This window comes from Nitrospira sp. (assembly GCA_016873435.1).
Lineage (GTDB): Bacteria > Nitrospirota > Nitrospiria > Nitrospirales > Nitrospiraceae > VGXF01.
Genome location: VGXF01000006.1, coordinates 1 through 26,355, shown reverse-complemented (window position 1 = coordinate 26,355; position 26,355 = coordinate 1). Strand labels below are relative to the sequence as shown.

26 protein-coding genes are annotated in these 26,355 nt (G+C 59.5%); 11 read left to right on the top strand and 15 right to left on the bottom strand.

Annotated elements, in window-relative coordinates; all coding sequences use genetic code 11:
* Window positions 1-131: 131 nt before the first annotated feature.
* The 9 genes from FJ248_05155 to cobT form a co-directional block, all read right to left on the bottom strand.
* Entirely contained in the window at window positions 132-1,976 is a 1,845-nt protein-coding gene (locus tag FJ248_05155) for a GAF domain-containing protein (protein ID MBM4120272.1), read from the bottom strand.
* A gap of 82 nt (window positions 1,977-2,058) precedes the next feature.
* On the bottom strand, window positions 2,059-2,517 hold the full coding sequence (locus FJ248_05150) for a phage holin family protein (GenBank protein ID MBM4120271.1): 459 nt from the start codon (window positions 2,515-2,517) through the stop codon (window positions 2,059-2,061).
* A 31-nt stretch (window positions 2,518-2,548) separates the two neighbouring features.
* Window positions 2,549-3,115, bottom strand: a complete 567-nt coding sequence (locus FJ248_05145; GenBank protein MBM4120270.1) for a cytochrome c — start codon at window positions 3,113-3,115, stop codon at window positions 2,549-2,551.
* Between the two features lie 47 nt (window positions 3,116-3,162).
* Window positions 3,163-3,978, bottom strand: a complete 816-nt coding sequence (locus FJ248_05140; protein MBM4120269.1) for a carotenoid biosynthesis protein — start codon at window positions 3,976-3,978, stop codon at window positions 3,163-3,165.
* Window positions 3,978-4,964 (bottom strand): NAD-dependent epimerase/dehydratase family protein, encoded by a 987-nt coding sequence (locus FJ248_05135; protein ID MBM4120268.1) that lies wholly within the window; start codon window positions 4,962-4,964, stop codon window positions 3,978-3,980. Before FJ248_05135 ends, FJ248_05140 begins: the two co-directional genes overlap by 1 nt.
* Window positions 4,965-5,075: 111 nt before the next feature.
* Complete coding sequence (locus tag FJ248_05130; protein ID MBM4120267.1) at window positions 5,076-5,966, bottom strand: polyprenyl synthetase family protein; 891 nt, start codon at window positions 5,964-5,966, stop codon at window positions 5,076-5,078.
* Window positions 5,967-6,212: 246 nt separating this feature from the next.
* Window positions 6,213-6,764, bottom strand: a complete 552-nt coding sequence (locus FJ248_05125; protein MBM4120266.1) for a phosphoglycerate kinase — start codon at window positions 6,762-6,764, stop codon at window positions 6,213-6,215.
* Window positions 6,764-7,576 (bottom strand): adenosylcobinamide-GDP ribazoletransferase, encoded by an 813-nt coding sequence (locus tag FJ248_05120; GenBank protein ID MBM4120265.1) that lies wholly within the window; start codon window positions 7,574-7,576, stop codon window positions 6,764-6,766. The genes FJ248_05125 and FJ248_05120 overlap by 1 nt, the downstream gene beginning before the upstream one ends.
* The gene (gene cobT, locus FJ248_05115) at window positions 7,563-8,639 is read right to left on the bottom strand and encodes a nicotinate-nucleotide--dimethylbenzimidazole phosphoribosyltransferase (GenBank protein MBM4120264.1); all 1,077 of its coding nucleotides are present in this window, start codon (window positions 8,637-8,639) and stop codon (window positions 7,563-7,565) included. Before cobT ends, FJ248_05120 begins: the two co-directional genes overlap by 14 nt.
* A gap of 483 nt (window positions 8,640-9,122) precedes the next feature.
* Between cobT and FJ248_05110 the strand changes: the two genes are divergently transcribed.
* The 6 genes from FJ248_05110 (at window position 9,123) to FJ248_05085 (ending at window position 13,304) form a co-directional block, all read left to right on the top strand.
* Window positions 9,123-9,398, top strand: a complete 276-nt coding sequence (locus tag FJ248_05110; protein MBM4120263.1) for a hypothetical protein — start codon at window positions 9,123-9,125, stop codon at window positions 9,396-9,398.
* Complete coding sequence (locus FJ248_05105) at window positions 9,395-9,727, top strand: hypothetical protein (protein ID MBM4120262.1); 333 nt, start codon at window positions 9,395-9,397, stop codon at window positions 9,725-9,727. The genes FJ248_05110 and FJ248_05105 overlap by 4 nt, the downstream gene beginning before the upstream one ends.
* Window positions 9,728-10,081, top strand: a complete 354-nt coding sequence (locus tag FJ248_05100; protein ID MBM4120261.1) for a hypothetical protein — start codon at window positions 9,728-9,730, stop codon at window positions 10,079-10,081.
* Between the two features lie 56 nt (window positions 10,082-10,137).
* Window positions 10,138-10,767 carry a hypothetical protein gene (locus FJ248_05095; GenBank protein MBM4120260.1) on the top strand — a complete coding sequence of 210 codons (630 nt, stop codon included), beginning with the start codon at window positions 10,138-10,140 and terminating at the stop codon, window positions 10,765-10,767.
* Between the two features lie 78 nt (window positions 10,768-10,845).
* Window positions 10,846-11,907, top strand: coding sequence for a hypothetical protein (locus tag FJ248_05090; protein ID MBM4120259.1), 1,062 nt, complete (start codon window positions 10,846-10,848; stop codon window positions 11,905-11,907).
* A 155-nt stretch (window positions 11,908-12,062) separates the two neighbouring features.
* Window positions 12,063-13,304: a tetratricopeptide repeat protein gene (locus FJ248_05085; protein MBM4120258.1), complete on the top strand. Its 1,242-nt coding sequence runs from the start codon at window positions 12,063-12,065 to the stop codon at window positions 13,302-13,304.
* 426 nt (window positions 13,305-13,730) lie between these two features.
* Here the strand turns inward: FJ248_05085 and FJ248_05080 are convergent, their stop codons facing one another.
* The 6 genes from FJ248_05080 to FJ248_05055 form a co-directional block, all read right to left on the bottom strand.
* Complete coding sequence (locus FJ248_05080; protein MBM4120257.1) at window positions 13,731-16,901, bottom strand: efflux RND transporter permease subunit; 3,171 nt, start codon at window positions 16,899-16,901, stop codon at window positions 13,731-13,733.
* A gap of 69 nt (window positions 16,902-16,970) precedes the next feature.
* A complete protein-coding gene (locus FJ248_05075; GenBank protein MBM4120256.1) occupies window positions 16,971-18,164 on the bottom strand; it encodes an efflux RND transporter periplasmic adaptor subunit in 1,194 nt (397 codons plus the stop codon).
* Window positions 18,161-18,796, bottom strand: coding sequence for a TetR/AcrR family transcriptional regulator (locus FJ248_05070; GenBank protein ID MBM4120255.1), 636 nt, complete (start codon window positions 18,794-18,796; stop codon window positions 18,161-18,163). Before FJ248_05070 ends, FJ248_05075 begins: the two co-directional genes overlap by 4 nt.
* Window positions 18,797-18,892: 96 nt before the next feature.
* The gene (locus tag FJ248_05065; GenBank protein ID MBM4120254.1) at window positions 18,893-20,569 is read right to left on the bottom strand and encodes a phosphoenolpyruvate mutase; all 1,677 of its coding nucleotides are present in this window, start codon (window positions 20,567-20,569) and stop codon (window positions 18,893-18,895) included.
* A gap of 59 nt (window positions 20,570-20,628) precedes the next feature.
* Window positions 20,629-21,153, bottom strand: a complete 525-nt coding sequence (locus tag FJ248_05060; GenBank protein ID MBM4120253.1) for a hypothetical protein — start codon at window positions 21,151-21,153, stop codon at window positions 20,629-20,631.
* A gap of 10 nt (window positions 21,154-21,163) precedes the next feature.
* A complete protein-coding gene (locus FJ248_05055) occupies window positions 21,164-21,688 on the bottom strand; it encodes a hypothetical protein (protein MBM4120252.1) in 525 nt (174 codons plus the stop codon).
* Between the two features lie 127 nt (window positions 21,689-21,815).
* On the opposite strand from FJ248_05055, the gene FJ248_05050 reads away from it, so the two are divergent.
* From FJ248_05050 to FJ248_05030, 5 genes are all read left to right on the top strand, one after another.
* Window positions 21,816-22,313: a sulfopyruvate decarboxylase subunit alpha gene (locus FJ248_05050; GenBank protein ID MBM4120251.1), complete on the top strand. Its 498-nt coding sequence runs from the start codon at window positions 21,816-21,818 to the stop codon at window positions 22,311-22,313.
* 63 nt (window positions 22,314-22,376) lie between these two features.
* A complete protein-coding gene (locus FJ248_05045) occupies window positions 22,377-22,955 on the top strand; it encodes a sulfopyruvate decarboxylase subunit beta (GenBank protein MBM4120250.1) in 579 nt (192 codons plus the stop codon).
* A 92-nt stretch (window positions 22,956-23,047) separates the two neighbouring features.
* Entirely contained in the window at window positions 23,048-24,142 is a 1,095-nt protein-coding gene (locus FJ248_05040) for an aminotransferase class V-fold PLP-dependent enzyme (GenBank protein ID MBM4120249.1), read from the top strand.
* Window positions 24,139-24,864, top strand: a complete 726-nt coding sequence (locus FJ248_05035; GenBank protein MBM4120248.1) for a phosphocholine cytidylyltransferase family protein — start codon at window positions 24,139-24,141, stop codon at window positions 24,862-24,864. Before FJ248_05040 ends, FJ248_05035 begins: the two co-directional genes overlap by 4 nt.
* A 53-nt stretch (window positions 24,865-24,917) precedes the next feature.
* Window positions 24,918-26,261 (top strand): hypothetical protein, encoded by a 1,344-nt coding sequence (locus FJ248_05030; protein ID MBM4120247.1) that lies wholly within the window; start codon window positions 24,918-24,920, stop codon window positions 26,259-26,261.
* Window positions 26,262-26,355: the final 94 nt, after the last annotated feature.

The window sequence follows — 26,355 nt, the reverse complement described above, 5'->3', positions numbered from 1 at the left end:
GGTGGAAAATATGTCGTGTTCGGGACTGATAAATGCGTAAAACCGGGCGTATCTTAGCGACCTCGGGGAAGCGTGTCAAGACGAGAGGCAGAGGGGAAACTGGGGTAGGGCAGAGGGGTTTTCCCTGATTGTCACCGCCGGTGCCGGCGGCCCCGCCCGCGGCCCCGGAATCGCCCTCCCCCTCGGGCGGGGGCGGCGGGCAACTGGATGGTGACGGCCGTCCGCTCCGGCTCGCTGGCGATCGCAATCTCCCCCTGATGTTCGTCCACGATCTTTTTGACCGTTGCCAGACCCAGCCCTGTGCCAGACCGCTTGGTCGTGAAATAAGGCTCAAACAGCTTTCCCACGTGTTCGGCCGGGATCTGCGCGCCGTTGTTGCTGATAACGATCTGCACCATGCGCCCGCCCTTCTGGGCAGAGACGTTGATGCCCAGCTGGCCGCCCGGCGTCATGGCCTCCAGCGCGTTCTTGACGATGCTGAGAAACACCTGCTGCATTTTGGCGTCGTCGCATCGGACCGGTACCGGATGGCCCTCGTATTCCTTGGTGACGGTGATCCGGTTCATTTCGATATCGTTCGACACCAGGCTCAGCGTGCCTTCGATGACTTCGGAAATGCGGCATGCGCGGCGGTTGAGCTCCAGCGGTTTGGCGAAATCGAGGATTTCGTTCAGCGTAGTTTCCACGCGGATTAGGTCGCGCATCGCACTTTCGATCCGGGTCTGGGGATCGAAGTCGAGAATGCCCTCGCGGGTGATATCTTCCAATTGCGCCCGGACAGAGGCCATCGGTTCGCGGACTTCCGTGGCAAGAAAGGTGCTGAATTCGCCCAGCGCCGCCTGCCGTTCCTGTTTGCGGATCATCGGCTCGGAGGGGCCGGCCTGCATCGGGGCCCCCGGCGCAGGCGTACCCTCATCGCCCTCCTCGTCGGTGGCCGTTCCAGCCGGCGAGGCCGGCACAGGCGTTTGCTGGAGCAGCTCCACCAGTTTGCTGATCAGGCCTTCGAGCTGTTTGGTGTCGGCCAGCGAATACTGCCCCGCAATTTTTGACACAAGGGCCACGGTGCCGCCCACCTGGCCGCGAACGAAAAATGGCACGACCAGCGCGCAGATGTAGTGGTCCTTGTAGAGCGGCTTGTAATCGAGAAAGCGGCCCTGCGAGGAGGCCAGGTCCTGGTCCGCGCGTGTCTTGCGGTGCCGGATGGCCCACCCGGAGGCGGAGGCGTCGAGCGCCAGGCGCTGCCCGGGCTTGAGATCCTTTTTGGGGTCGGCATTCGGTGTGCCGGCCATGCCGACGATTTCGATGACGCTGGACACGGGATCGTAGACGGTGACGAATGCTCGGTCGAAGGGCAGCGTGGCGGCGGTCTCGTTGAGCAGGGCCGTCACCTGTTCCTGCATCTCTGGTGTCGAATAGGAGAGCAGCGGAGCCAGCGGCGCGGTTGCAGCCGGCCGGGACGCGGCGGCGGCCGGCTCGTAACCGACCGTTGGGCGGCGCAGCAAGATCGTACCGTCGAACAGATCAGCCCGCGATAGTGCCGACGTGATCTGCTCGCCCGCGCCTTCCAGAATTGCCTTTTCCTTTTTGGTGAAGGGGGCGCTTTCCTTCCGGCCAATCACGAGTACGCCGTAGATCCGGTGGAGGTGCTGGAGCGGCACGGTCAGCAGCGTCTTGGCAACCGGTGTGATCATGCGCAGCCGTGTTGCACGGAATGATTCACCTTCATCGGCAAGAGTGGCATTCCGCAGCAAGTCAACATCCTGGACCGAGAGGGTGCGGAGTATGGCCTGCGCCTCGCGCGGAGAGAATCCGCGGCAGCCGTGGAGTGCCAGGGGCCCACCTTCGAGCTCGAACAGCCCAATCAACGCCGTTTCGGTGCCCAGTTCGTTGAGCGCGGTCGTCAGCGTGCGCTGGAGGGTCGTCTGTTTCTCCTGCTTTGGGGAGCGGTCACTCTGTGCGTGCGCAGCGTAGGCCATGGGGTCTCCAATAATAAACTAGGACCGACGGATGCTGAGCGAATACGCCAGGATTCTAGCAATGGCAGCGATCATGTTCAATTTAATTGACGACGCGCGGCAGTCTGGGTTTGTGGACGAGGACCTCGACCTTGCCTTCCTCAGAAATCATGAGATTTAGCACGGTGCTCACCGCGCTGATCAGCAGCGCACCCCAGACCGACGGCCAGAACCCGGCCAAGGTGAAACCTGTCACCAGCCAGGCTGTCAGGTGCAGCAGAATCGCGTTGATGATGACCATGAACAGGCCGAGAGAGAACATGATGAGAGGAAAGGAAAAGAGATAGAGAATTGGCCGGATGACTGCGTTCAGGAGCGCCAGCACGATGACGGTGGCCGCGCCGGCCGCCACACCGTCGATGTGGATGCCGGGAACGATCTCGGCCGCTGCGAGAACGGCCGCCCCGGTGATGCAGAATCGGATGAAGAGACCTTTCATGGGCAGCCAGCGTGTTGCATTATGACCGATGAACGGTGAATTGCGGAGCCGAGCCAGTGCCATTCATAATTCACCATCAAAAATTTAAAATTACTCAGTGACGGTGGCTTTCCGCGCTGTGTGCGGTCTTCGGATTAAAATGTTCCATATCGCGCAGTTCTTCCGGCGTGACTTGGGGGAGGTGCCGGATGAAATGGACGAGCTTCCAGCTTTCCTTGTCTTCATCCGGACTTCCCTTGCCCCAGGCTGGCATGGCGCTGAAGCGGATGCCGTTGTGAATGACGAAAAAGAGTTCGCCGTCCGACATGGATTGTGTGTCAGCGAGCCTCAGATCCGGTACCTTGGGGTACACGTTCTCGCCGATCGTGGTTTTGCCGCTGCCGTTGTTGGCGTGGCAGGTGGCGCAGTGGTCGGCGAAGTGCCGGCGGGCGTCCACAAGCAGTTCCGGCGACAGCGGGATCGGATTGGGCCTGTTGCGTTGCACGTAGGGAATTGCCAGATAGCGGGCCTGCCGGGCCACGGCCACTTCCAGCGCGGACGGCTCGGCCCTGGCACTGAAGCCGGTCTGGAAAAACACGTAGGCAAACCAGACTCCAGTCAGAATGCCACTGAGGACAAAAGCGGCAATGATACCGAAAGCAATTTTAGCGCGAAATGACATCAGTCTCAGTATACAGCCTTATGGTACAGAACCCAAGATGGCGTAGATTAGTCGCTGTGCCCCGGTAGCGGCAATCGATCCAAGGCGCGTATCAGAAACAGGGCCGTGAGCGGCAGGTACATGAGTGTGCCGGTAATGCCCTGCAAAAACTCGCCAATCCAGAACGTGACGCCCAGATTAAAGAGCAGTACCCCATAATAGAGGCCGCAGCCCAGGAGAATCGCGCTGGTGGCAGGCCGGCCATCGCAGGGCAGAGGTCCGGGCAGGTTGCGGTCAAGCGGGACGTAGAGGGCCAGCGATATCGCGCCCACCACCATCCAGCCGACGTAATTGGCGAGTGGAACGCCGAAGTGGATGCCGGGATCGGGGTAAAAATAAATCTGCCCAAGAAACCAACGGCTCCCGCGCAACGCGACCGGGTCAATCACCATGTCGATCAGGGCGAAGAGCAGCACGGTCACTCCGCAGGCCGGCCAGGAGGTGCGGGCTGTCAGTGTAAAATCAAGCGCAGGCCCACAACCGCGCGCGCCAGCACCCGTCTGTTTGGGCAACAGGAAGAACAGCGCAAGGCAGTAACTCGCGTAGAGCAGAAAGCTGAACGAGATCGAATCCATGAAGGGGATGTTCGAAAAATAGAGCTCCTGTCCCTCCGTCGACCCTGTGTAGTGGTACCAGCCGAAGGGAATGCCCGTGCGCGTGGATGACCATTCGCACACGAATGCCACAAACCACGTGATGCCGAAAAACAGTCCGGTCCGTTTCCAGCCGATCAGCCGGTATGCGCAGAAGACCGCCGCGGCAAGAAAAATAAAAACGTAAGGCCGGAGGAGGAGCGTCTTATAAAGGAGAAGGGGAGCGGCCATCAGACATAGCCGTACGCACGGAACCACCGCACGGCCTTCTCCAGCGCGATCTCGATCGGTGGCTGCGGTAGGCCCAGCTCGCGGACGGCCTTGCTGCAATCATAGTGCATCTTGTACTTGGCCATCTTGACGCCTTCCAGCGGAATGCGCGGCGGCTGATGGGTGAAGTAATTTGCGATCCATTGATTGGCGTAGGCCAGTGGCAGAATCGCCAGTCGGGGCAATTTGATTGTCGGGGCGGAGACTCCGGTCAGTTTGCTGAGCGCGTCGAAAATCTCCCGCAGCATGAGATTCTTGTTCCCAAGAATGTACCGCTCGCCAATACGGCCGCGTTCCATCGCGCGAACATGGCCGGTGGCGACATCGTCCACGTCAATCAGGTTCATGCCGGTTTCGATATAGGCCGGCATACGGCCCTTCATGAAGTCGACGATCATCTGTCCGGTAGGAGTGGGTTTGATGTCGCGCTCACCCACTGGCGCGCTGGGGTTCACGATCACAACCGGCAGACCGGCCCGTGTCAGCTTCAGCACCTCCTGCTCGGCAAGGTATTTGGAGCGCTTGTAGTCGCCCGTTATCTGCCCCAGCGACAGAGGTGTCTGTTCCGTTCCAGGGCCGCCGCCATCCGGCAGGCCGATCGCGCCGATCGTACTGGTGTAGACGATGCGTTCGACGCCGATATCGCCGGCCGCCTCCATCAACAGGCGCGTGCCGGTGACGTTGATGTCGTAGAAAATCGACGGGTTTTGCGCCCAGAGTGCGTAATGACCGGCGACGTGGTAGAGCTGCCGGCAGCCGGCCAGCGCATGGCGCAAGGAGTCGGGGTTGCGCAAATCGCCTTGGACATGCTCAGCAGGCAAGCCGTCGAGGTTGCCGCGCTCGCTGTCCTGCCGGACCATCACGCGCACGTCCGCGCCGGTGGCGGCCACAGCGCGAGCCACGGCGGCTCCCACGAATCCCGTCGCCCCGGTGACAAGCGCTTTCATAAAACCGCAATGCACGAGGAACTATGAACGATGAAGGTGGGCGAGGATTGAAAACGCTGGCTGCTCAGTCTCGAGATGCTTGCTCCAGCGGTCATCATGCTACGTTCGGACTTAGTTCTTGCGGGACGTGATGTAGCGGGCCAGTTCGCGGAGCGGATCGGCTTTGGCGTCCAAAGATGGCAGGCGACCGATCGCTCGCCGCGCGCATTCGTCGGCCATTTTTCTGGCGCCGTCCACGCCGTAAAACGTCGGATAGGTTTTCTTGCCGCGCTTGGCGTCGGTGTTGGCGTCCTTACCGAGTTCCTCGCGCGTACCGGTGACGTTGAGCACGTCGTCAGCGATTTGGAAGGCGAGGCCGATGTCTTCCGCGTACTTCGTCAGGCAGTCGAGCTGCGCCGGCGTAGCGCCGCCCACGAGTGCGCCCATGCGCACAGAGGCGCGGATCAGCATGCCAGTCTTGTGCTTGTGAATGCCCTGGAGCATGGCCAGGTCGATGTCCTTGTTCTCCGCCTGGATGTCCAGCACCTGCCCTCCGACCATGCCGAGGTTGCCGGAACCATGCGCCAGCTCGCGGACGATCTGCACCTGGCGAGCCGGGTCGAGGCCGTCCATCAGATCGGGCCGGCTGCAGAGCTCAAAGGCCAGCGTCAGCAACGCGTCGCCAGCTAAAATGGCCATCGCGTCGCCGTAGACCTTGTGATTGGTCGGCTTGCCGCGGCGAAAATCGTCGTTGTCCATCGCGGGCAGGTCGTCGTGAACAAGCGAATAGGTATGAATGAGTTCAAGAGAGGAGGCGACCGGGAAAATGGCTTTTGACGGAGAGCTGACCGCCTCGGCTGCCGCAATGGCCAGAATTGGCCGCACGCGTTTGCCGCCAGCGAAGAGGCTGTAACGCATGGATTCGTGCAGCGTGGTCGGCGGGGTGGTGGCGCTTGGGATGACCGAGTCCAAAAACCGGTCTACCGCGTCGCGTTTTTGCTCGAGATATTTCTTGATATCCATGAGTTCGTCCGTCGCGTCGCAGACTAACAAAGGGCTATAGCATCAGGCAAGCCGCGCGACGAAAGTCGGTGTACTAATAACAAGTCGGACAGAATGTCCAAGTTTGAATATTGCGCGAACCGCTTGATTCACCGTCCCCCCGAAGAGGCCTTGCCAAATAACAGGGATCGCGGCAGATCGCAAAACCGCGGCTCCGCGCAACAGCGGTGCACTAATAATTTTGGCCCAGGCCTCAAAAATGTTGAGTTAAAGATCCAGTGGCAGGGGTTCCCCAAACGGAATTGGCGTATCGGGCCAATTTTGGGCCTCCGGTAATTTCCTCACCCCATGGATGGCCATGAACTGCGCTGCGCGAATGACGCCGGCATGAGTAACCCAAAGTGCCTCAGGCACCTGTAAATCCTGCAGGTGATCAAGGGCCGCGGTAACCCTCAACATCAATTGATACACGCTTTCACCCCCGCCTGGCGTGTAAAGGGCAAAGCTCGCGACCCACGTATCGAGATCCGTTTTGGGGATGTCATGCCATTTCTTTAGCTCCCAAGTGCCGAAGTCCGCTTCAGCAAGACGGGGATCGATTGCGAGATTCAAATCGGGGCGAAATTGCACAAGTTGCCTGGCGAAGACGGCAGCTCGGGACGAGGGTGATGCCCAAACCACGCAGGCCTTGGGTAGCCAAGTGGCTATTTTTTTCGCAGCAACTTGGGTGGCTGTTTCATCGAATGGCACATCGCTGGCTCCATAGCAGACCCCCGGCTCAACGAGCACCGGCGCATGCCTACAAAGCCACAGCCTCATCACCAGCCCCTAAGCCCCGCAACCCACAAAGCACCCAAGTAAAACCCAATTTCACTTAGCTGCTGTACGGCACCCAAGCCGTCACCTGTAAACCCCTGGATGCGCACACGAAGCCGCCAAGCCATATAAACCGCACATAGAGCCGAGAAAGACACCCCACCCACCATGACCAGCCCCGGAAACCAACTTAACGAGCCAATGAAAGGTGGCACGCACCAGACCAGTGCCATGCACAGCCCACGCCAAGAGATTTGAGACGCAAGGGGTTTGGATTTTGAGGTTGGTGCGTCTCCTACATGGCGGAGGGCTTTGATCACGCAGAGCGGGAAGAACCTGGAGACGGTATGCGCCATCAACAAGACACAAAGCGCCCATGTCAAAGACAGCTGCACCCACACAACCAGCAAGGCAACTTTTGTCAAGACCACCAAAAAAAGGCTCAATGCACCATAGGTGCCGATTCGAGAGTCTTTCATGATGAGCAATACGCGCTCAGGGGGAAAGCCGGTGCCCAGGCCGTCGGCCGTATCGGCCAGGCCATCTTCGTGAAAAGCACCGGTCAGGAAAATACCCGCCGCGGTGCTGAGCAATACAGCCGCCCAAGGCGTTGCAGACAGGGCTGGCAGTGTAGCGTAAACAAACCACATCACCGCCCCTGATACTGCTGCTACTACCCACCCCACCAGCGGAAAATACACGGCAGAGGCACGCAGCATGTCTGGTGAGTACCCCACCCATGCCGCTAATCGCCCCACGACAGGAATACGGGTAAAAAACTGTACAGCAATTAAAAAGTGCTTAAGGGCTTGCATTAGGTTTATGTTTTTCTTGGTCGACCGGCACTTGGCGGGCCACACCTGCAGACTCAAAGCTGGCCATGTTGTTTAGCACCTCACAGGCTGACACCAATAAGGGCCAGGCCAAAGCGGCCCCCGAGCCCTCACCCAGCCGGAGGTCCAACCGGAGCAGCGGCCTAGCGCCCAAGTGCTGGAGCATGATTGCGTGCCCGCGCTCAGCCGATTGGTGTGCAAATATGCAGCGCTGCACAACAAACGGTTGGAGCTTGCAGGCTACCAGCACGGCTGCCGAGGCAATGAATCCATCCACCACAATCACCCTGCGTTCTACAGCAGCTTGGAGTACCGCCCCCACCATGGTGGAGATTTCAAACCCACCCATGGCGGCCAGCGCATCGAGAGGCTCATGGGCCTGGTCGTGGCGCAACAAAACCTGCCGCAAGATCTGCGTTTTATGCTCTATGGCTCCGGCATCAAGACCTGTGCCCGCACCTGTGCAATCGGCAATGTCGAGCCCCAACAAACGACTCATGAGCAATGCTGCTGCAGATGTGTTCCCAATACCCATTTCTCCCAACAACAGCGCGTTGCCAGGCAGGTTTTTAATCAGATCAACGCCATTGGCCAACGCTTGGTGGCATTGCTCAAGCGACATCGCCTGGGTAAGCAGGGCATCTCGCGTGCCATGGGCAATTTTGTACCTAAGCAAACCGTGCCTGGGGTCAAAGTTATGGCTAACGCCACAGTCGGCCACGTGAAGGCAAATACCATGTTGGCGCGCTAACACACTTACGGCTGCACCGCCTGACAAAAAATTTGCGACCATTTGCCACGTCACATCGCTGGGGTAGGCCGACACTCCTTGCTGGGCTAAGCCGTGGTCTGCAGCAAATACGATCAGTTGGGGGCTTTGCAGCTGTGGCGACTCAGTGCCCAAGGTTATGGCTATTTGCATGGCCAAGCGTTCCAGGTCGCCTAACGAGCCGATGGGCTTGGTTTTGTTGTCGAGTTTGCGTTGGAGGCGCTCGGTCAGTGCGGGCTGGTCGATGTCTTCGATGGAGGGAATGGTGAAAAACATGGTTTAGCCTGCGTTTATGATCTGAAATCTACCTGGCGAAACCGATTTGCCGGCATCTTTCTAAGCGGGGGTGGACTCAATAGGCCGGACCTGCTCAGGTTTGGCAGCCGGCACCGCCATTGAACAAGGTGCTGTCTTCTCTCTAAGCGCCGCTGATCACTGCATCAAGACGGGCCCGCGTTAAATGTTGATTCAAGGTTTGTGAGAGTTTTCAGCCTAGCTTGATGCTATTACTAATTCAATATTTTTATCACCTCCTGTAGAGTTAGAGCGGGTGGAAACAAACTGAAAGGCAAGGTTTTTTTGCCTTGGTTTTTGGCAACCAAGCCTCGGGTGCTGGGGGAGGGGTAGCATTTCTGCTGGGCGTTCGTATTTTTTGGCTCCCCGATCTGGACACGAACCCCAGACCCGCAGATTAACAGTCCGTGGTGTCCAGATCCCTCCGTCTTGTCAGCCGGCCGTCAGCTTTGCTAAACTGACTCTATGAGTATTCGCGCGTTAGGCGGGCAGTGGGAGCCGATGCTGCTGGGGATCGAGCCCCGCACCTGCTATGTTTGCCACAAGGGTCTTTACCGAAACACTACCTTTTTCCGCGGCGGTTGGTCCCGCTGCACGGTCTGCGATCAGTTCGTGCACTACGGCTGCTTAGCCGGCGGTAAGGCTAAGTTCCTCAAGCAGCGTCCCCGTATCTGCAAAACCTGCCAGTCCAACCAGGCGCTAGCCTCTGGCGCCACCAAAAAGACCGTGGTCGGGGCGTGACGCGGGCCGATATCAGGGTCGACGAACCCTCCTCCCGCTGGCCGCAACGGTTTGCCGATGGCGTCCGTTTCGTGGTCGCGCCGGTCATCCTGTTCATCAGCGGATTTTCCACTACCGACTTTGTCCTGAGCGGTGCCTACACCTGGCCGCGGACCAGCCGCGTGTTAGTCCTCACGGTCACGATTGCCGTACTCACCTACGAATTCGTGTACAAGGAACAGCTGACGCGTGAGCCAGACAGCTCCCGCGCGCTGAAAATCGTGCTCTACACCTGCGCGTTGCCGTATCTCATGGGGGTTGCGGTCCTTCTCCTGCTTGCCAGGATGTAAATGGGACAGGTGTATAAAAGCGGAGCCTTCATTCAACAGTGTTTTGCGGTCCATCCCCTGTGCCTCACTCTCAAAAAGCTCGACCTTCCCGCCCGGCTGATCTTTCACTGCAGCTCGTGTAATTTGGTCCATGCGGTGGCCGTCCGGACGCTTTCGCTGCGGGTCTCCGTGATGCGGGCGGTTGAGGAAGGTCCTGGGCGCTCGGCCTCCGAGCGACTGACAGATTGCGCGGGAGCGCACCTGACCGCCATCGGAGTCCGGGCCATGGACGTCGTGCGTGACCAGATGGGACTCCGCTGCGCCGACTGCCGGAGGCTCTTCGATCTCGAAATCGGCGCCATCGAAACGCATTAACGATAATTTGGTGCGGTCTGGTAGAGGGCGGCGTTATTCAGGTACGGGAGGATGTCATGATGTCATTGGTGCAGCGACTGTGTGCATGCCTTGGGATCATCCTGGGCGTGGCTGGCTGCGTCGGTACGGGTGAAGTGGTGCCGTTGAAAATTCAGACCCTGCCGAGTCTCAAATCCGTCAATCAAAGTTTTCAGGATATTAGGGTCGTTATCGAGCCATTCGAATCCAACGCGGATGCGGACCGGCTTGGCGTGCGTACGCATCTCGGCGGCGGCGAAACAGTGTTCACGGTGCAGGACGGGAAGATCGGTACAGTACTGGCGCGGATGGTGGGCGATCATCTGGCCCGGCTGGGATTCCAAGTTTGGGTAAGCAAATCCACCGCGCAGGAGGTGCTGGCCAAACCGGATGTCGTGATCACTGGCCAGGTGCAACAGCTTTCGGTCCAGGGGCGCAGCCGGTTTTTTTCGACCGCGATAACGGCCAGGGTCAAGGCGGTAATCCAGGTGGCCAACGCGTCGGATCGCAGTACGATGCGGTTCAACCTTGACGGCATGCGCGAGAGTGCCATCTTTTGGTTTGACCCGATGGAAGTGCAGGAACTGGTGAACCGGATGCTCGCGGAGAATCTGGACAAGGTGCTGGCCGACATCCGGGTGCAGGATCGCGCGCTGCAGATCAAGTAGCGGAAAGGCTGAGGGTGGGGTCGAGAACAGGGAATCCGTTGCTTCGCCTAAGCCTGCCCCTCACCCCATCTTGACTAGATGCGCGAGCGGCGATGGGAAACACAGGCCACGCTGACCTTCGGTGAAGCGCTTGCCGTTTCCGGCCAACTGGCCGCTCAGGGGCTGACACCGGTGGCGTCCAACAAGGACGTCATCTGTTATGTCGAGGAATGGGCCGTTCGTGCGCCAGAGGAGTTCGACGCGCTCGATCCTTGGTCCACCGAAGACGTCACGCTCGTGCATCTGCGCGAGGGCTGGCAGGGCGATTTCTTTCTGTTGGCCGGTGCCTACCACACGGTCTACCAGCGCCACCAGTCCGTCGGCACCTACTGCTCGGTCAGCCATCCCTGGCAGTTGGCCGGTCCCTTTGCCCGTCACTATCCCCGTGGCATGCTCTGGCAAGGGTTCCGTCACACGCACGGGTTCATCCGCGTACGGCTGCACACGACTGAAGTGGTGACGCCGGGGGAAACCCGGGCCGATGCCTGGCGCGGGGAGTGGCTTGACGAACGCCGGCGTGCGTTTCTCGCTGCCATCAAGCTGCTGGACGTGCCGATCGACGTGCGGAACGACAACGGGCAAACCATATTGTGCTCCGACGACACAAGCCGTCCGCTGTTCTGTTCGTGGCCCGATGCCTTCGGTCCCTGCCAGTTCGAATGCAATTCGCCGGACGCCTTCGAATATCTTGTGCCCGCCAGTCGTCTGGCCGCGACGTGCGGTGGCACGCCGGCCCGCGTACGGGCTTATCTGACGGGATTTTCTGATGAGGCGCTGGACGAATTTGCCGCAGAAGCGCCCGGCACCCGTTTATCCTACCGTTGCTCGGTCCATTGCCCGCTAGGTGACGTGCCCGAAGTCTTGCGTGCGATCGCGCCGGCCGGCCGGCTCTACACAACGCTCTGCGAATTCCATACGCAGCAGATCTGGCCGGGTGGCGCCGACGCGTCGGCGATCATAGGCATCGTCGGCAGTGACGGGGGATTTCAACTTGAAGTTCGGCTCAACCGTGCGCCGCTGCAGGAGGAAAACATGACCGGCGAGTTGGAGCGGTTGCTGGGGATGCCGGTGACGTATGCGCCGCTTCTTCCCTTCCCGTGATGTATGTCCTGCTGCCGCGCATTGCAGTGCGCGTAGAGTCGCCGACCGGCCCCTTGAGACAGCATAAGACTCTCATCTATCGAACCGAGGTTCCACTGGACAGGGGCACGGCGCCTAGGTAGGCTGACGCGCAGAGTGGGAGATATAATGAAACAATGACGACGCAGATCATATTCCAGGTCGCGTCCGGAACCGCCGCACAGATTTTCCCGTCTCCACCGTTGACCATGCCCGCTCAAGGCCGGATGGGACTAATGATGGTGTGGGCGGGGCTGTTGCTTGCACTGATATGTGCGTGCCCCCCCAGTCTCTGGGCCAAGGGGGATGTCCCATCCGGAGTCCACCGAAACGTCACGGATGCTGAAACCCACTACAATCGCGGCGTCGGTTTGCAGGCCAAAAATAAACATCGGGCCGCCATTGCTGAATATCGTGAGGCGGTGCGGCTCCAACCCGATCTGGTTGAAGCCCATTATAATCTGGGCGTGGTGCTCACGGCGGTGGACGATCAGACCGGTGCGATTGCTGCCTACCGGACCGCCGTCCAGATCCGGCCGGGATTCGCCGCCGCGCATCATGCGCTCGGCGTTGCGCTGGCCAAACGTGGGGATCTCACCAGTGCGATCGAGGAGTATCGCGCCGCGTTGCAATATCAGCCCAATCTCGTGGTTGCACTCCAGGGACTCGGCGCCGCGTTGCATGCGAAGGGCGATGTGCCGGGGGCCGTGGCCGAATACCGGGCGGCGTTGAAACTTAATCCGGATCTGGTGGAAGCGCACTACAATCTGGGCCTCGCGTTCGCCGCCTTAGGCGATCAGACGGCGGCGATCGAGGAGTACCGCACAACCGTACGTCTTCAGCCGGACAACGCGCCGATCTATTTCCATCTCGGGATCGCGCTGCAGGCCAAGCGCGACCTCGACGGTGCGATCGAGGCGTACCGCCACGCGATCCGCCTACAGCCGGGCTACGCCGAGGCCCATCACAACTTGGGCTTCACGCTCAAGACCAAGGGAAATTTAGTGGGCGCCATCGCTGAATATCAGGAATCCCTCCGTCTCAACGCCAACGACGCCTACACGCACCACGATTTAGGGCTAGCATTGCAAGATAAGCAGGATCTCGACGGTGCGATCAAGCAGTACCAAATCGCGCTGAAGCTCAAACCTGATTACGCCACGGTTCATTACAATTTGGGCGTGGCACTGATGGCGAAATCGCGCCCCAGAGAGGCGGTACCGGAGTTTCGCGAATATCTGCGGCTTGCGGCCGACACGCCGGGGAACCGGGTGGGTATCGACCGCGCGAAAACCATTCTGAAAGTGCTGAGGCAGTTCGAAGACAAGCCGAAGCCGGCCGAAGCGGTAGCTCCCCCCTCTAAGCGCGGCCCATTATAGCAGGATGCCGGGAAAGGCCCCCACCGGCGAATCGATGTATCAGAAACAACGTGCAGGGGATGAAAAGTTGCTTATTGATCTGGAGAGCAAGCCCGGACGGGTCGCTCCGGCAGGTGCGGACGAAAGCAGCCATACGGCCTGCTCCCGCTACTTTTTCTCCCACTTCATGGCGTGCTGAAACACGCACTTTGGGCAGGTGTAGTGGAGATACTGCCCGTTGCCAACGAGGCGTTTCTTCATCGGCACCTTGCACCAGGTGCAGCGGCGGTCAGGAATGTCAGCTTGTGCGGGCTGGCCCGGCTGTGACGACATGCGCGGCATTGTCACTGAGCCCTCGCGCGGATGTCAACGTGCTTCCAACTCAGTTGCGAATTGACAGTGGAGAGTGAAGAGTCCTTTTAGCCCAGCAGGCTCAATGGATAACTCTCAACTCTGCAGTGTGGGCGGTCCATCGCCCAGCATCGGATCGGATTTGCGCGGGAAACGTTCTTCGAGAATCATGTAGAGCGTCGGGATCAGAAACAGCGTCAAAATCGTCGAGACGCTGAGCCCTCCGACCACCGAGCGCGCCAGCGGCGCGTTGGTTTCCCCGCCCACGCCCCAGCCCAGCGCCATCGGAGCCAGACCGACCACGGTTGCCAGCGAGGTCATGAGGATCGGCCGCAACCGCGTCCGCGACGCGAGCACGATGGCTTCGCGCAGGGCCAGGCCACGCCGCCGCAGCACGTTGGTGTAATCCACCAGCAACACGCCGTTCGAGACGACGATGCCCAGCATCATGATTACGCCCATCATCGAAGTCGTCGAGATTGTCGTACTGGTTAGGAAGAGAATCAGCCAAACGCCAGCGAGTCCAAGCGGAATTGAGAACATGATGATGAAGGGGTCGACCAGCGATTTGAACTGCGCGGCCATGACCATGTAGACGAGCAATATGGCAAGAAGGGTTGCGAAGAGGAGGCCCTCCCTCGTTTCGCGCTGCTGCTGGATCTGGCCGGCCAGCCGGATACCGAAGCCCGGCGGCAATTGTAATTGCGCGAACCGCTCGTCGAGCTCATTGCCGATGCTGCCGAGGTCGCGCCCGACCGGGTTGGCGGTGATATGGATGACACGCTGGAAGTATTTGCGCTCGATTTTCACTGGTCCGGCGTTGAACTTGATCAAGGCCAAGTTCTTGAGCAGTACCGGCTCGCCGGTTCGCGCCGTCAGGATTACGTTGTTTTCGAGGTCGCTCAGCTCCTTTCGATATTGCTCGGCTAGCCAGGCACTGATGTAATACTCGTTGCCAGTCTGTGGATCGGTGTAGATGATCGGATCAGTTCGGCCGTTGCCGACCATTGAGTAGAGGACGGCGTTGGCGACGTCGGTCTCGCTAATGCCCAGCAGTGCAGCCTTCTCGCGGTCCACCTGCACGTTGAGCTCCGGATAGTTTTCTTCCCGGCTGACTTCAATGTCAGCCAGGCCCTTAACCTCGTGCATCACCGCCTCCACCTGTTTGATGGCGGTCCGGGCTTTCTCAAATTCATAGCCGTAGATTTCGACATCCACCGCCTTCTGCGAGCCGAAGCTGGTCACGCGCTTGACGATCCCTCCAGGGTCAAAGAACATGGCGACGCCGGGAAAGAGCTTGGTGATCTTCGGTCGGACGTCGTTCATGATCTGGACCTGACTTCTCGTCCGCTTGTCCGGCGAGACCAGGTAGGCTTGCACAAGCGAGGTGTGCGGACCGGTGTTAGGGTTGAACAGCGACGAACGGCCTTGCTGGAGCACACCGGTGCTGGAGACGATCGTGTCCAATTCCTCCGGCCGGATGTTTTCCCGGAGGACCTTTTCGATCTCCGCTACCTGGTGCTCCGTTTTTTCCACCCGCTGACCCACCGGCGCGCGCACGACGATGCGGAATTGGCTTTCATCGGTGACGGGGATGAACTCAGAACCAATGAACGGCAGCAGGGCCAAGGTGCCTAGAAATAGCGTCAGAATCGAGCCGATGACCGTCTTGCGGTGCGATAGCGTCCAGTCCAGCGCCTGCTGGTAGCCGTCATCCAGCCGTTCGTAATACCGCCGGCTGCGCTCGATAAAGCGGCGCCACCAGTCGGGCAGATTGCGCGCGGCTTCCTCCTCCGGCTTGAGGAACTTGTAGCAGAGGCAGGGCGTGACCGTCCGCGAGATGAAGAACGATGTGAACAGTGAGATAGCGATCGTGAGCGTAAGTGGGATGAGCAGCAGCCGTGCAATACCGATGACGAAAAACATCGGGAGAAACACCACGACAGTTGTCACGGTGGATACGAAAATTGGCATGGCCACCTCGCGGGCTGCGTTCACGATGGCGTGCCAGCGAGAGGGATCCTTGTTGAGATGTCGCTGGATGTTTTCCAGCTCGACGATCGAGTCGTCCACCAGACGGCCGACGCCGAGCGCCAGCCCGCCAAGTGTGAAGATGTTGAGCGTCATACCGCTGAAGAACATGACAATGAACGTCACCAGGATCGAGAGAGGGATGGCGATAGAGATGATGGCCGTGCTGGTCAAATTGCGGAGGAACAGCAGAATGACCGCCGCCGCCAGCAGCGAGCCATGCAAGGCCTGCTCGGTTAGGTTCTTGATCGCCATGCGGATGTAGAGCGACTGGTCGAACGAAATGCCTAGTTTCACGCCGGGGGGGATCCCGATCATGTTGGGCAGGGTGCGCTGGAGTGCGTCGACCACCTCCACCGTGTTGGCGATCGGTTGCTTGTTTACGCGGAGGTAGACCCCGCGCTGACTGTCGATGCGTACAATGTTGGTCTGGATGTCGGAGGAATCAGTGACGATTCCCAGATCGCGCACCCGTACCGGGTTGCCTCGTGAGTCCACTTTTACGACGACGTCGTGGATCGGCTCAACGGTCTTGAACTGATTGTTCGTGAAGACGTTGTAATCGAGATTGCCCGCTTTGATGTCGCCAGACGGCAGAATCAGATTGGCGGCCTTGACGGATTTGACAACGTCCAGAATGGATAGGCCGCGCGCGTGCAAGAGTGCCGGGTCAAGACTGATGTTGATTTGGCGGATCTTGCCACCCTCGACCGTGGCCGCGGCCACGTTGTTGATCTGCTCAATCTGCGGCGCGATGGTATTGAAGGCCAGGTCGTAGAGTGCGCGTTCGTCCAGGTTGTCGCTGCCGACCGTGACGTAGGCCACGGGGATGTTGGAGACGTCGAACTTGACGACGAAGGGCTGCAAGACGCCTGGAGGCAATTGATTGAGAATCTGGGTGATGCGCTGCATCACCTCCATCTGGCCCACGTTGATGTCGGCTCCCCAGTTGAACCAGACCTGTACCGCGCCCAGCCCAAGTTTTGAAAAAGACTCGACGTGCTCGACGTTCGAGGCCGAACTGACGGCTTTCTCAATCGGATAGATGACACTTTGTTCGATATCCACCGGCGGCGCCCCTTCGTAGATGACACCGACGAAGACCACTGGCACGGAAATGTTCGGGAAGAGGTCCACCGGCAGGCGCTGGAGCGACGTCGCTCCCAGGACCACCATGGCAAGGGAGAGCATCAAAATGCCGACGCTGTTGCGGAGCGCGAGGATCGTCAGCCACATGGCGGTGCCGGGAAGCGTGAAACGTGAAGTGTGAAGCGTCGAAGAGTCGTCATGGTTAAGAGATGCCCTTTATAAGGGCCGCTTCACGTCGGTTTCCAGTGGGTGGACTTCGACGACGGTGCCGTCGCTGACGAGGTCCTTACCGGAGACGATCACCTGCTCGTCTCCGGTCAGCCCCCTCGTGATCTCGACCCTGTGCTCGCTGCGGGCGCCTAGGTCGACGGCGACTTGGCGTGCCTTGCCCTCGCGCACCACATAGACGTACTGGTTGTCTTCGAGTCGAGTGACGGCATCAATTGGAATCTGAATCGCATTCCGGTGCACGCCCACCTTGAGCGCTACGCGAGCGAACATGCCGCCCTTGAGTAGGCGGTCCTTATTCGCCAGATCCACCTCCACGGTCATCGTGCGCGTGTTGCGATTGACGGCCTGCACGGTTCGCGTCACCGTGCCGGTGAAGGTACGGTCCGGATAAGCTTCGGCGCGAATCTCCGCTGGCTGGCCAATCCTCACGAGGGGGATATCTTTTTCGACTACCTCGATTAGTGTGCGAACGGTTTCGATATCGTGCAGACTCAGGATGCCGCGCGACATGGTCGAGGTGCTAGCCGTTGAGCCAGTCACGTAGGCGCCAGGATCGAGATTGCGCTCGGCGACATAGCCGTTGAAGGGCGCGCGGATGTAGGAATAGGCCAGATTGGTCTCGGCCTGTTGCAGTGCCACCTCCATCTGTTTCACCTGTGCGCGTGCCGCCTCGAGCTGCGCCGACACTCCGTCGAAATTCACCTGCGCTGTATCCAAATCCTGCTGCGAGACAAATTGATCCTTGATCAGCGCCTTCATACGGTCGAGCGTCAGTTTGGTGTTACGGAGATTGGCGTCCTGTTTCAGGACCTCGGCCTGGGCCGACGCCAGATTGGCTTTGGCCCGATTGACGGCATGGAGATAATCCGTGTGGTCAATCTCCACTAGCAATTGATCGGCCTTCACGACGTCACCCTTGTCCACGTACATCTTAGCGATGTAGCCATCCACGCGCGAAAAGAGGTTGACCATTTGATAGGGGCCGATATCAGCCGTGTACTCGAGGCGGACGTCCAAATCCTGCCGCACCGGCGTGGCCGTGCTGACCGTGATCACGCGGCCCTTACGCTGGTCACTCTTGGCCCCGCTGCTGGTTAGCTTGAACGTGATCAGACCGGCCAGCACGAGCAGGATTACGACAAAGATGGTGACGAGGGGGTGGAGCCGCAGCCGGTTCATGCGCTGGTCTTTCCGCCGTTCGTTTGAATGCCGTTAAGGAACAGCGAGACGTAGCTCTCAATGCACTCTTCCTGGGACCGGTGCAGAGCCACGCCGAACAGTTCATGCAGCAGCCGATGGTGCGCAATCAGGCCCATGAAGGAGCGGGCGCCGAGCAGGGGATCTACACGGCGGAATGCGCCATCGCGGGTGCGCTGTTCAATGTAGGCCGCGAGGTAATCGTAGAAGACCCGGTGTTGATTCTTGAAGAACATCTTTGAGAGTTCGTGCCCTTCCAGCGCGCTGAAAAGCAGCAGGCGCAGGAGGGTTGGGTCGGCATTGCGCCGGATGCGGTGGCGGGCAAGGGTGGTAAAGACAAGCCGGTCGTCCTTCTTTTTCGCCGCATCCTCCACGGCGACCATCATCTCTCCAAGCGGGACCTTCTCGGCCAAAATGGCCGCGTAGAGCGCGCGCTTGGTCGGGAAGTATTTGAAAACCAGCGCCTCGCTGCAGCCGGCGGTTCTGGCAATCGCCTTGGTCGTCGCGCCGGTGAAGCCGCGCCGCGCGAAGAGCGCCGCCGCCGCCGCGATGATACCTGCCTGCCGCTCCTGTCCGGACGCCTTCCGCTTGCCGTTCTTCTTCATGCTTGGCATAGATAGGTAAGTGATTACTCACTTACCTATGACGATACCACGCAGCTTGACCAATGAGCAAGGCAAAGCTGATTTGGAAAAGAGAACGCGGAGCGATTACTGACGAAGCCTGGCCCAGGCCTGCTGATATTCCTCGAACGAATCCACTTCCATCCACCCCTTGTAGATGGGCACGGCCTCGACGGTCTGGCCGCGGTCGATCAGTTCCTGGAGGAGGTCGGTGAGGGAGGCTTTCTGGAGCGTAGGCGCTTCGTGGAAGCCCTTGCCGGTTTTTTGGCCTGCGTCGTGATAGGCCTGCTTGAAGGCTTCCGTGGCTTTTTCGGAGAGCATTGCCATGCCGATGAACTCGCCATGCGCTTGGCCGTGGGCGATGTGCTGGCCGATCTTGCGCACGCGCGGCTGGTTGTCCGGCATGACGAAGCGGCCCGTGCCGCCTGCTGACGGAGCATGCTCCAATGTCACGAGGTCCGGCTTGAGATGCGGCGGCGGGGTGCCGGTCTTCGGTCGATCCGACCAGGCCAAGTCGACCACGATGGCCATATCCGCTGGGCACTTCAAGAGTTTTTCCAGTACAGCCGCGTCAAAGATGATGTCGCCATAAAGGAAGAGACAGCGACCTTTCATGGCCGGTTCAGCGCAAAAGATTGAGTAGAGCTCGCCGGTTTCCTCATAGCGGTCGTTGTCGTAGTACTTGATGTTGGAAAGGTTGATCGCGTTTTTTTTGTAGCCGCGGACGAGGGCAATGTCCTTGATGTTGCAATCGTTGAGCGCCGCCACCTGCCGTTCGAGAATGGTCTTGCCCTTGATGTCCAGCAGGCACTTGGGTTTGTCCTCGATCAGGGGCAGGAGCTGTTTTTCAAACCCTGCCGCCGCGATGATCGTCGTGATCTTCTCACCGCCCACAGGCAGAAAGTTCTTCTCATCCTCCTCCATCTGCGGGACACCGACAATGTCGTAGACTTCCGGCAGGGTGACGATGCGGTCGTTGGCCACGCCGGGCCGCGTGTCCTTCTTGATCAGCTCCAGCGTATCGCGCATGTTCCGGATGGCCGCGCGCACCGGCTGGTTGGCATAGATGATAATCTTGACGCCTGCGTCTTCCATTTCCTTCGCTGTGGTCTGGTCGAAGATGGTCGGTACGACGACGATCGGGACCCGACACGAGAGCGCCCTGTAAACTGACTTAAGCTCGTCGAAAGTTTTCGATTTGGAATGAATCAGGATCGCGTCCGCACCAGCTTCTGCGTAGGCCTCTGCGCGCTTGATAGCTTCGTCCTTGCCCCAGCCCGCAATCAACGCCTCCGTGCGAGCGATCACCATGAAGTCTGGCACGGTCTGCGCGGCCTTGGCTGCCTTGATCTTGCCGCAATGCTCTTTGATGGGAATCAACTCGCGGCGGACGCCGGCGTAGAAGCTGCAGCGTTTGGGATAGACGTTGTCTTCAATGCAGATGGCGGCCACACCCACGCGCTCACGGTCGCTCACCGTGCGCATGACGTTCAGCGCGTTACCGTAGCCAGTATCGCAGTCAGCGACAATCGGAATGTTGATCGTTTCAGCGATGCGGCGTTCGACGGCGAGTTGTTCGCTAGAATCAATGAAGCTCGCATCCGGAATGCACTTGAGCGAGGCGGAGATGGCGAATCCGCTGGCCCAGACGCCGTCGAAGCCCGCACGCTCGATCAGCTTGGCGCTGAGCGCGTCGTGGGCACCGACAATTTTGATTGCGCCGGGGCGCTTCAGAAGTTCACGCAGTTTGGTGGCTTGATGCATGAGGCGCATGATGCGAGACGGGCGCGCGAATTGTCAATCTAGTTGTCGATTGTTGCCGATCAATTCACCGTATCACTGATGGCATCCTGGAAGGTCGGCAGCAGCATCCGGCTTTCGAAGAAAATCACGCCGCGTTCCTGTTTGGCGTCGAAGGAAAGATTAATCTCAGTTTCCGGGCCGCGCCAGTTGTGCAGAGTGAGCGTGCCCACCGAAAGCTGACCCGGTGTGCGGTCGAGGGGGCCGTACGTGGTTTCTAGATAGGCCAGCACCTTTTTGTGGGTCTGGTCGCCCTGGTAGCGGACTATCACACGGGCAAATTTCCCATCGATCGTCAGCAGGCGCATCATCTCGATTTTGGCTTCGCCCAGCGGTGGAGGGCCGCTTTTCAATTCGTAGCCTTTAATCCGCGTGGTGGATTCCACCAGCGCATAGTCGTCCAGCGTCTTGAAGGTAGTTCCCCAGGTAATGCCGCCGAATCCCTGGGGGTCGTTGATCATGGGGACGGCGTGAGCGGAGCCGGCAAACGGAAGTACTGCGCCGACAGTCAGCCCTAAAATAATGAGACGAGCCGAGGGCAGGCGCATGGCCGCCTCATTAGTAGGCGCTATCCGTGAGCGAATCATTGAACCGGGGGGCCAGCACGGTGCTTTCGATGAACAGGAATCCGCGCTCACCCATGCCATCAAAGGTCATGTTGACCTCGGTGTCCGTGCCGCGCCAGTTGTACTGCTGATTGGCGCTCCGCATCATCTGGCCGGGGGTGCGGTCCAGCGGGCCGTAGAGCAGTTGAAGATGGACCAGGACTTTCGCCAGCGTGTCCTTGCCTTTGTAGCGAATGGTCACGCGGGCAAATTTTCCGTCTACTGCGGAGAAGCGCATCGTGTCGACGGCGGCGTCGCCAAACTGCAGCGGACTGCTCTTGCGGTCATATTCCTTGATGCGGTTGGCGGTAGTGACCAGTGCGAGTTCCGGCCGATCGTTCAACGAGGTGCCCCAGGTGATACCGCTGAAGCCTTTTGGGTCGCTGACCATGGGGACGGCGTGGGTGACAGGCACGCTGATCACAGCCCACATGCACACGGCGGTGAGAAGAGGAAAGCGATGGCGTAAAGTCAGCATGAATCGCTCCTGACGTGTGGCACAGTAACACGATCACGGCTCCTTGTGAATCCCCCGGAGGCTTGGCTATAATGCGCGCGGTCGGTCGGCAGATGAGGCCGGCCGTTGTTGTTTCTGAAGGGACGATATGATCGATAGCGACGTATTCGTGCAGGCCCTACAGGACGTAGGCTTTGATTTCTTCACCGGTGTGCCGGACTCCATATTGGGCGGCATCATTGAAACCCTCATGGAGCGGCGTCTGTATACCCCTGCCGTGCGTGAGGACGAGGCGGTGGCCATAGCGGCCGGCGCCTATATGGCGGGCAAGGTGCCGGCGGTGCTCATGCAGAACTCGGGCCTGGGCACGTCCATGAACGCGATCATCTCGCTCAATGTCATCTACAAACAGCCCTGCCTACTGTTGATTTCGTGGCGCGGGTTTCAGGGCAAGGACGCGCCTGAACATCTGGTCATGGGCGAGAACATGACGCAAGTGCTGGACTCGGTGAAGATTCCGCATCGCACCATTTCCGAGCAAACGCTGGTGGACGACCTCCGGTGGACCGCGCAGACTTTCATGAAGGAGCGCGTGCCAGTGGCACTGCTGCTAAAAAAAGGTATCGTCAAGTCGCTCCATCCATGAAGTGCATCTCGTCAAAATGATTTTGTTTCACAAACGAGGAAATACGAGTGTGGCGAGGAAAGAATGAGACCCGAAGAAGGCACCATGCAGAGCCGCGCGCGGGCGATCGCCGCGCTGCTGGAGCAGTTGAAGGACGAACCGGTCATCATCTGCAACGGCTTTCCGTCGCGTGAGGCGCATAAGATTGCGGACCGGGCGACGCATTTCTACATGATCGGCTCCATGGGCGTAGCGGCAGCCATCGGCCTTGGCGTGGCGCTGCACAAGCCGAATAAGAAGGTCGTCGTGTTCGACGGGGACGGCAACGTGCTCATGGGCATGGGGACGCTGGCGACCGTCGCCGCTCTGAGGCCGAAAAATTTTGTGCACGTCGTGCTGGATAACGAAGTCTACGGCACCACGGGCAATCAGCCGACAATTTCGAACGTCGTGCGGCTGGAGCACATTGCAAAGGCGGCCGGCTACGTTCACGTCGAGCGCGTCATTGAGCGTGAGGACATCGTCTACGAGTTCAAGGAGATGCTTAAGAAGGACGGCCCCAGCATGCTGCTCATCAAGGTGACCGAGCAGACCGAGGATGCCGACCGCGTACTGATCGAGCCGCACGATATGACGCAGCGGTTTAAGAAAGCGATTGAATAGCCAGCGATGCATGCTGAATGTAGAATGATAAACGAGCGGAAAGACCCAAGCCCGTTTCGTTCATCGCTCCTCAGTCATCGCGCCAAGTTCTTATGATTCTTCTCAATCCCGGACCGGTCAATGTCACTGAGCGTGTCCGCAAGGCGCTCCACAAGCCCGATATCTGCCATCGTGAGCCGGAATGCGCGGAACTGCTGCAGGGCATCCGGCACAAACTCCTGAAAGCGTTCGTACCAGGAGCGGAATCTGAGTACACGGCCGTGCTGCTGACCAGCTCGGGCACCGCCGCCGTCGAAGCCGCGGCGCTCTCCTCCCTCCCGCACGGCAAGCGGATGCTTGTAATCAACAACGGTGTCTATGGTGAACGAATTTCCAGCATGATCGGTGTGCACCGCCTGGGCGTGGCTGAGCTGAAGATGGACTGGACGAAACGGCCCGATCCGGAACAATTACGGCTGGCGCTGCGGCAGCACCAGGAAGTGCACGTAGTGGCGATGGTGCACCACGAAACAACGACGGGGTTGATCAATCCGATAAAAGAGATTGCCGAGGTAGTGGATAGCCAGAACCGCGCCTTTCTCGTGGACTCGGTTAGCGGACTGGCGGGCGAGGCGCTCGACATCGCAGGCTCGAAGCTCTACATGGTTGCCGGGACGGCAGGCAAATGTATCCAGGGTTTTCCCGGCATGTCCTTCGTGCTGATTCGCAAGGGATTCATGGAACGGATGAAGGGCTATCCCATGCGTTCCTGGTACCTGCACCTGCCTCATTATTATGAGGACAATCAAGCGGCGGCCATCCCCTTCACGCCGGCCGTGCAGGTGGCGTATGCGTTCAACGAAGCGCTTGATGAATTGCTCGAGGAGGGCGTGGCCACTCGCATCCAGCGGTATAAAAAAGTCTCTGCGAAAATCCGTGAGCGCATGAAGGCGCTGGGCGTCAAGCCGCTGCTGCCGGCTAATCATCAGTCCAACACGATCACCTGCTTCCATCTGCCTGAGGGCCTAGCCTATCAGACGCTGCACGATCGCCTGAAAGAACAGGGCTATGTGATCTATGCGGGGCAAGGAAAATTGGAGAGCAAAGTGTTTCGCATTGCCAATATGGGCGCCCTATCTGTGCAGGACGTGGACGGATTTCTCGCTGCATTTCAAAAAGTATTGGAAACCTCGACCATCCGCACATGAAAGCGATCATCCTGGCGGCAGGTGTAGGAAAACGGCTCTGGCCGGTCACGCAACATCACCCCAAGTGTTTGATCCAGTTTGGTGGGCAGCCGCTCATCGTGCGCTACCTCCGGTCGCTCGCGGCTGTGGGCGTTCGGCAGGCGGTCCTCGTCGTCGGGTATAAAAATAAAATGATCCAGGCAGCCGTCGGGTCGGGGCTGCACGGCGTCGCGGTGCGCTATCTCGAGAGCGATCAGTACCAGAGAGGCAGTATCACCTCGCTGTGGCGCGCTCGCGAAGAATTGAACGGCGACGCTGTGATCATGGATGCCGATGTGCTGTTTCATCAGCAGATTCTCGAACGCTTGGTGAAGTCGTCTCACGCGAACGCGCTCTTGATGGATGAATCGGTGAAGCAGACCGGCGAAGAGTGCATGGTGGTCTCCCAGGGTGGGCGGGTGATCGCACTGACGAAGAAAATCCCGGAGCAGTACGATCTGGCTGGGGAGGGCGTCGGGTTTCTGAAGGTCCGTGGTACGGACACGGGGACGCTCATCAAATCCGTGGGCGCCTATGTGGAGCGCGGCAAGCTGGACATGGAGTATGAGGACGCCCTGCTGGAGTTTTTCCGAGACGTGAGGGTCGGCTTCGAGCGGATCGGGGGGCTGCCCTGGACCGAAATCGACTTCGAGGACGACATCGCGAAAGCCGAGCGGGAGATTCTGCCAAAAATGGAAGGCTAGGGGGGAGGGCACGCGGCGAGAGGGCGCCCTCTCTCACCGCGTGCCTGCAAGTGATGATGGGCCAGACCATTCCCAACGAGCAGCTGGCCGTGCCGGCGGGGTCGTCGCTGGTCAGCGCCATCGTGATCGCGGCGCCGGGCATCTTTGGTTCGGCTTCGCCGGTCGGGCAAACGGTGGGGCCGCTGACAGTGGTGGGGGGGCTGCCGTTGTTCGTGCGCGTCATCCTGACGCTGCAGCGGGCCGGCGTACAGAGCGTCACGGTCGTGGCCGGCGATGACGAGCTGCAGCTCAAGCGCGCGCTAGCGGGTAACCCGAGAATCACTGTGCCGGTCCGATGGTGGCCAGCCCGTGAATTTCCCGCCAACGATTACACGACATGGGACGCGCTCGCGCATGAAATGAAGGGGGCCTGTGTGGTAGTCGGCGCGCAGATGGTGTTGTCGCGCCAGCTTCTCGAAGTGTTGGCGGGCGAGGCGGCAGCTGCTGCGGGAGCCCTAACCGTGGTCTGCGATGGGCGCGCCACAGATCTGGCGGTGGTGCAGCCGGTGCTGCTGCGTGTCGCCACACCGATCAAGAGCGAGTCACCGCCGCTGCAAGCCCTGCTGGGGCGTGCTCAGGCGGACGGCCTGGTGACGACCTTCGAAACTTCCGTGACGTCGCGCTGCTGGTGTCTGCGCGTGGACGATCTGGACTCTGCGACGAGGGCCAAGGAGAAATTATTTGCATCGCTCCGTGGCCAGTACGAAGGATTTGTCGACACCTATTTCAATCGCAAGATCTCGGCGCTGCTCAGCCAAATGTTTCTGGCGCTGCATCTCTCGCCCAATGCCATCACGCTGGTGGCCACGGCGGTCGGCATGCTGGCGGCGGCGGTCTTTTCGGTGGGGACCTATGCGGCCGGGATTATCGGCGCAGTGCTCTTTCAATTGTCGGCCATTATCGATTGCTGCGACGGCGAAGTAGCCCGTCTGACTTTCGCCGAATCGCCGTTCGGCGAGCAACTGGACATCATGACGGACAACCTGGTGCACATGGCGATCTTCGGCGCCATCGGACTGGGCGTGTTCCGGGCGCATGGCGGATGGAGCAGCGGCGGCACGGTGTGGCTGCCACTGGCGCTGAGCAGCGCGGCAGTGTTTGCCAATATTGTGTCCCTATGGCTAATGACGAGGGCTAAGACAGCTCAGGCGCAGAACGCCTGGCGCACGCCGGAGCAGGCGGCTCGCGCGGAGTTTATCCTCAAGAACATGGCCAGCCGCGACTTTTCCATTCTCCTGCTTGCCTTTGCGGTGATCGGGAAGCTGGAATGGTTTCTGTGGCTCGCGGCCATCGGCGCGAATCTGTTCTGGCCGATGCTGGCGTGGGTGATCCGCCCTTCTGCCACGACTCGTGCTTAGCCGAATGCTGAACACGGCGGTGAACTTTTTTCACTTCGCGTTCTTTCAAAGCGATGAGTTGGCAGTATCCAGTACCCGGAACTGATCACTGAAA

What these genes read in the sequence shown, in the direction of transcription:
- FJ248_05075 (MBM4120256.1), bottom strand. Translation starts at nt 18,164, where the DNA reads ATGAACCGGCTGCGGCTCCACCCCCTCGTCACCATCTTTGTCGTAATC.
- FJ248_05110 (MBM4120263.1), top strand. Translation starts at nt 9,123, where the DNA reads ATGAGTATTCGCGCGTTAGGCGGGCAGTGGGAGCCGATGCTGCTGGGG.
- FJ248_05080 (MBM4120257.1), bottom strand. Translation starts at nt 16,901, where the DNA reads ATGTGGCTGACGATCCTCGCGCTCCGCAACAGCGTCGGCATTTTGATG.
- FJ248_05150 (MBM4120271.1), bottom strand. Translation starts at nt 2,517, where the DNA reads ATGGCACTGGCTCGGCTCCGCAATTCACCGTTCATCGGTCATAATGCA.
- FJ248_05030 (MBM4120247.1), top strand. Translation starts at nt 24,918, where the DNA reads ATGATGGGCCAGACCATTCCCAACGAGCAGCTGGCCGTGCCGGCGGGG.
- FJ248_05065 (MBM4120254.1), bottom strand. Translation starts at nt 20,569, where the DNA reads ATGCATCAAGCCACCAAACTGCGTGAACTTCTGAAGCGCCCCGGCGCA.
- FJ248_05085 (MBM4120258.1), top strand. Translation starts at nt 12,063, where the DNA reads ATGACGACGCAGATCATATTCCAGGTCGCGTCCGGAACCGCCGCACAG.
- FJ248_05070 (MBM4120255.1), bottom strand. Translation starts at nt 18,796, where the DNA reads ATGCCAAGCATGAAGAAGAACGGCAAGCGGAAGGCGTCCGGACAGGAG.
- FJ248_05050 (MBM4120251.1), top strand. Translation starts at nt 21,816, where the DNA reads ATGATCGATAGCGACGTATTCGTGCAGGCCCTACAGGACGTAGGCTTT.
- FJ248_05140 (MBM4120269.1), bottom strand. Translation starts at nt 3,978, where the DNA reads ATGGCCGCTCCCCTTCTCCTTTATAAGACGCTCCTCCTCCGGCCTTAC.
- cobT (MBM4120264.1), bottom strand. Translation starts at nt 8,639, where the DNA reads ATGTTTTTCACCATTCCCTCCATCGAAGACATCGACCAGCCCGCACTG.
- FJ248_05055 (MBM4120252.1), bottom strand. Translation starts at nt 21,688, where the DNA reads ATGCTGACTTTACGCCATCGCTTTCCTCTTCTCACCGCCGTGTGCATG.
- FJ248_05100 (MBM4120261.1), top strand. Translation starts at nt 9,728, where the DNA reads ATGGGACAGGTGTATAAAAGCGGAGCCTTCATTCAACAGTGTTTTGCG.
- FJ248_05045 (MBM4120250.1), top strand. Translation starts at nt 22,377, where the DNA reads ATGAGACCCGAAGAAGGCACCATGCAGAGCCGCGCGCGGGCGATCGCC.
- FJ248_05130 (MBM4120267.1), bottom strand. Translation starts at nt 5,966, where the DNA reads ATGGATATCAAGAAATATCTCGAGCAAAAACGCGACGCGGTAGACCGG.
- FJ248_05120 (MBM4120265.1), bottom strand. Translation starts at nt 7,576, where the DNA reads ATGCAAGCCCTTAAGCACTTTTTAATTGCTGTACAGTTTTTTACCCGT.
- FJ248_05155 (MBM4120272.1), bottom strand. Translation starts at nt 1,976, where the DNA reads ATGGCCTACGCTGCGCACGCACAGAGTGACCGCTCCCCAAAGCAGGAG.
- FJ248_05040 (MBM4120249.1), top strand. Translation starts at nt 23,048, where the DNA reads ATGATTCTTCTCAATCCCGGACCGGTCAATGTCACTGAGCGTGTCCGC.
- FJ248_05135 (MBM4120268.1), bottom strand. Translation starts at nt 4,964, where the DNA reads ATGAAAGCGCTTGTCACCGGGGCGACGGGATTCGTGGGAGCCGCCGTG.
- FJ248_05090 (MBM4120259.1), top strand. Translation starts at nt 10,846, where the DNA reads ATGCGCGAGCGGCGATGGGAAACACAGGCCACGCTGACCTTCGGTGAA.
- FJ248_05145 (MBM4120270.1), bottom strand. Translation starts at nt 3,115, where the DNA reads ATGTCATTTCGCGCTAAAATTGCTTTCGGTATCATTGCCGCTTTTGTC.
- FJ248_05125 (MBM4120266.1), bottom strand. Translation starts at nt 6,764, where the DNA reads ATGAGGCTGTGGCTTTGTAGGCATGCGCCGGTGCTCGTTGAGCCGGGG.
- FJ248_05035 (MBM4120248.1), top strand. Translation starts at nt 24,139, where the DNA reads ATGAAAGCGATCATCCTGGCGGCAGGTGTAGGAAAACGGCTCTGGCCG.
- FJ248_05060 (MBM4120253.1), bottom strand. Translation starts at nt 21,153, where the DNA reads ATGCGCCTGCCCTCGGCTCGTCTCATTATTTTAGGGCTGACTGTCGGC.
- FJ248_05095 (MBM4120260.1), top strand. Translation starts at nt 10,138, where the DNA reads ATGATGTCATTGGTGCAGCGACTGTGTGCATGCCTTGGGATCATCCTG.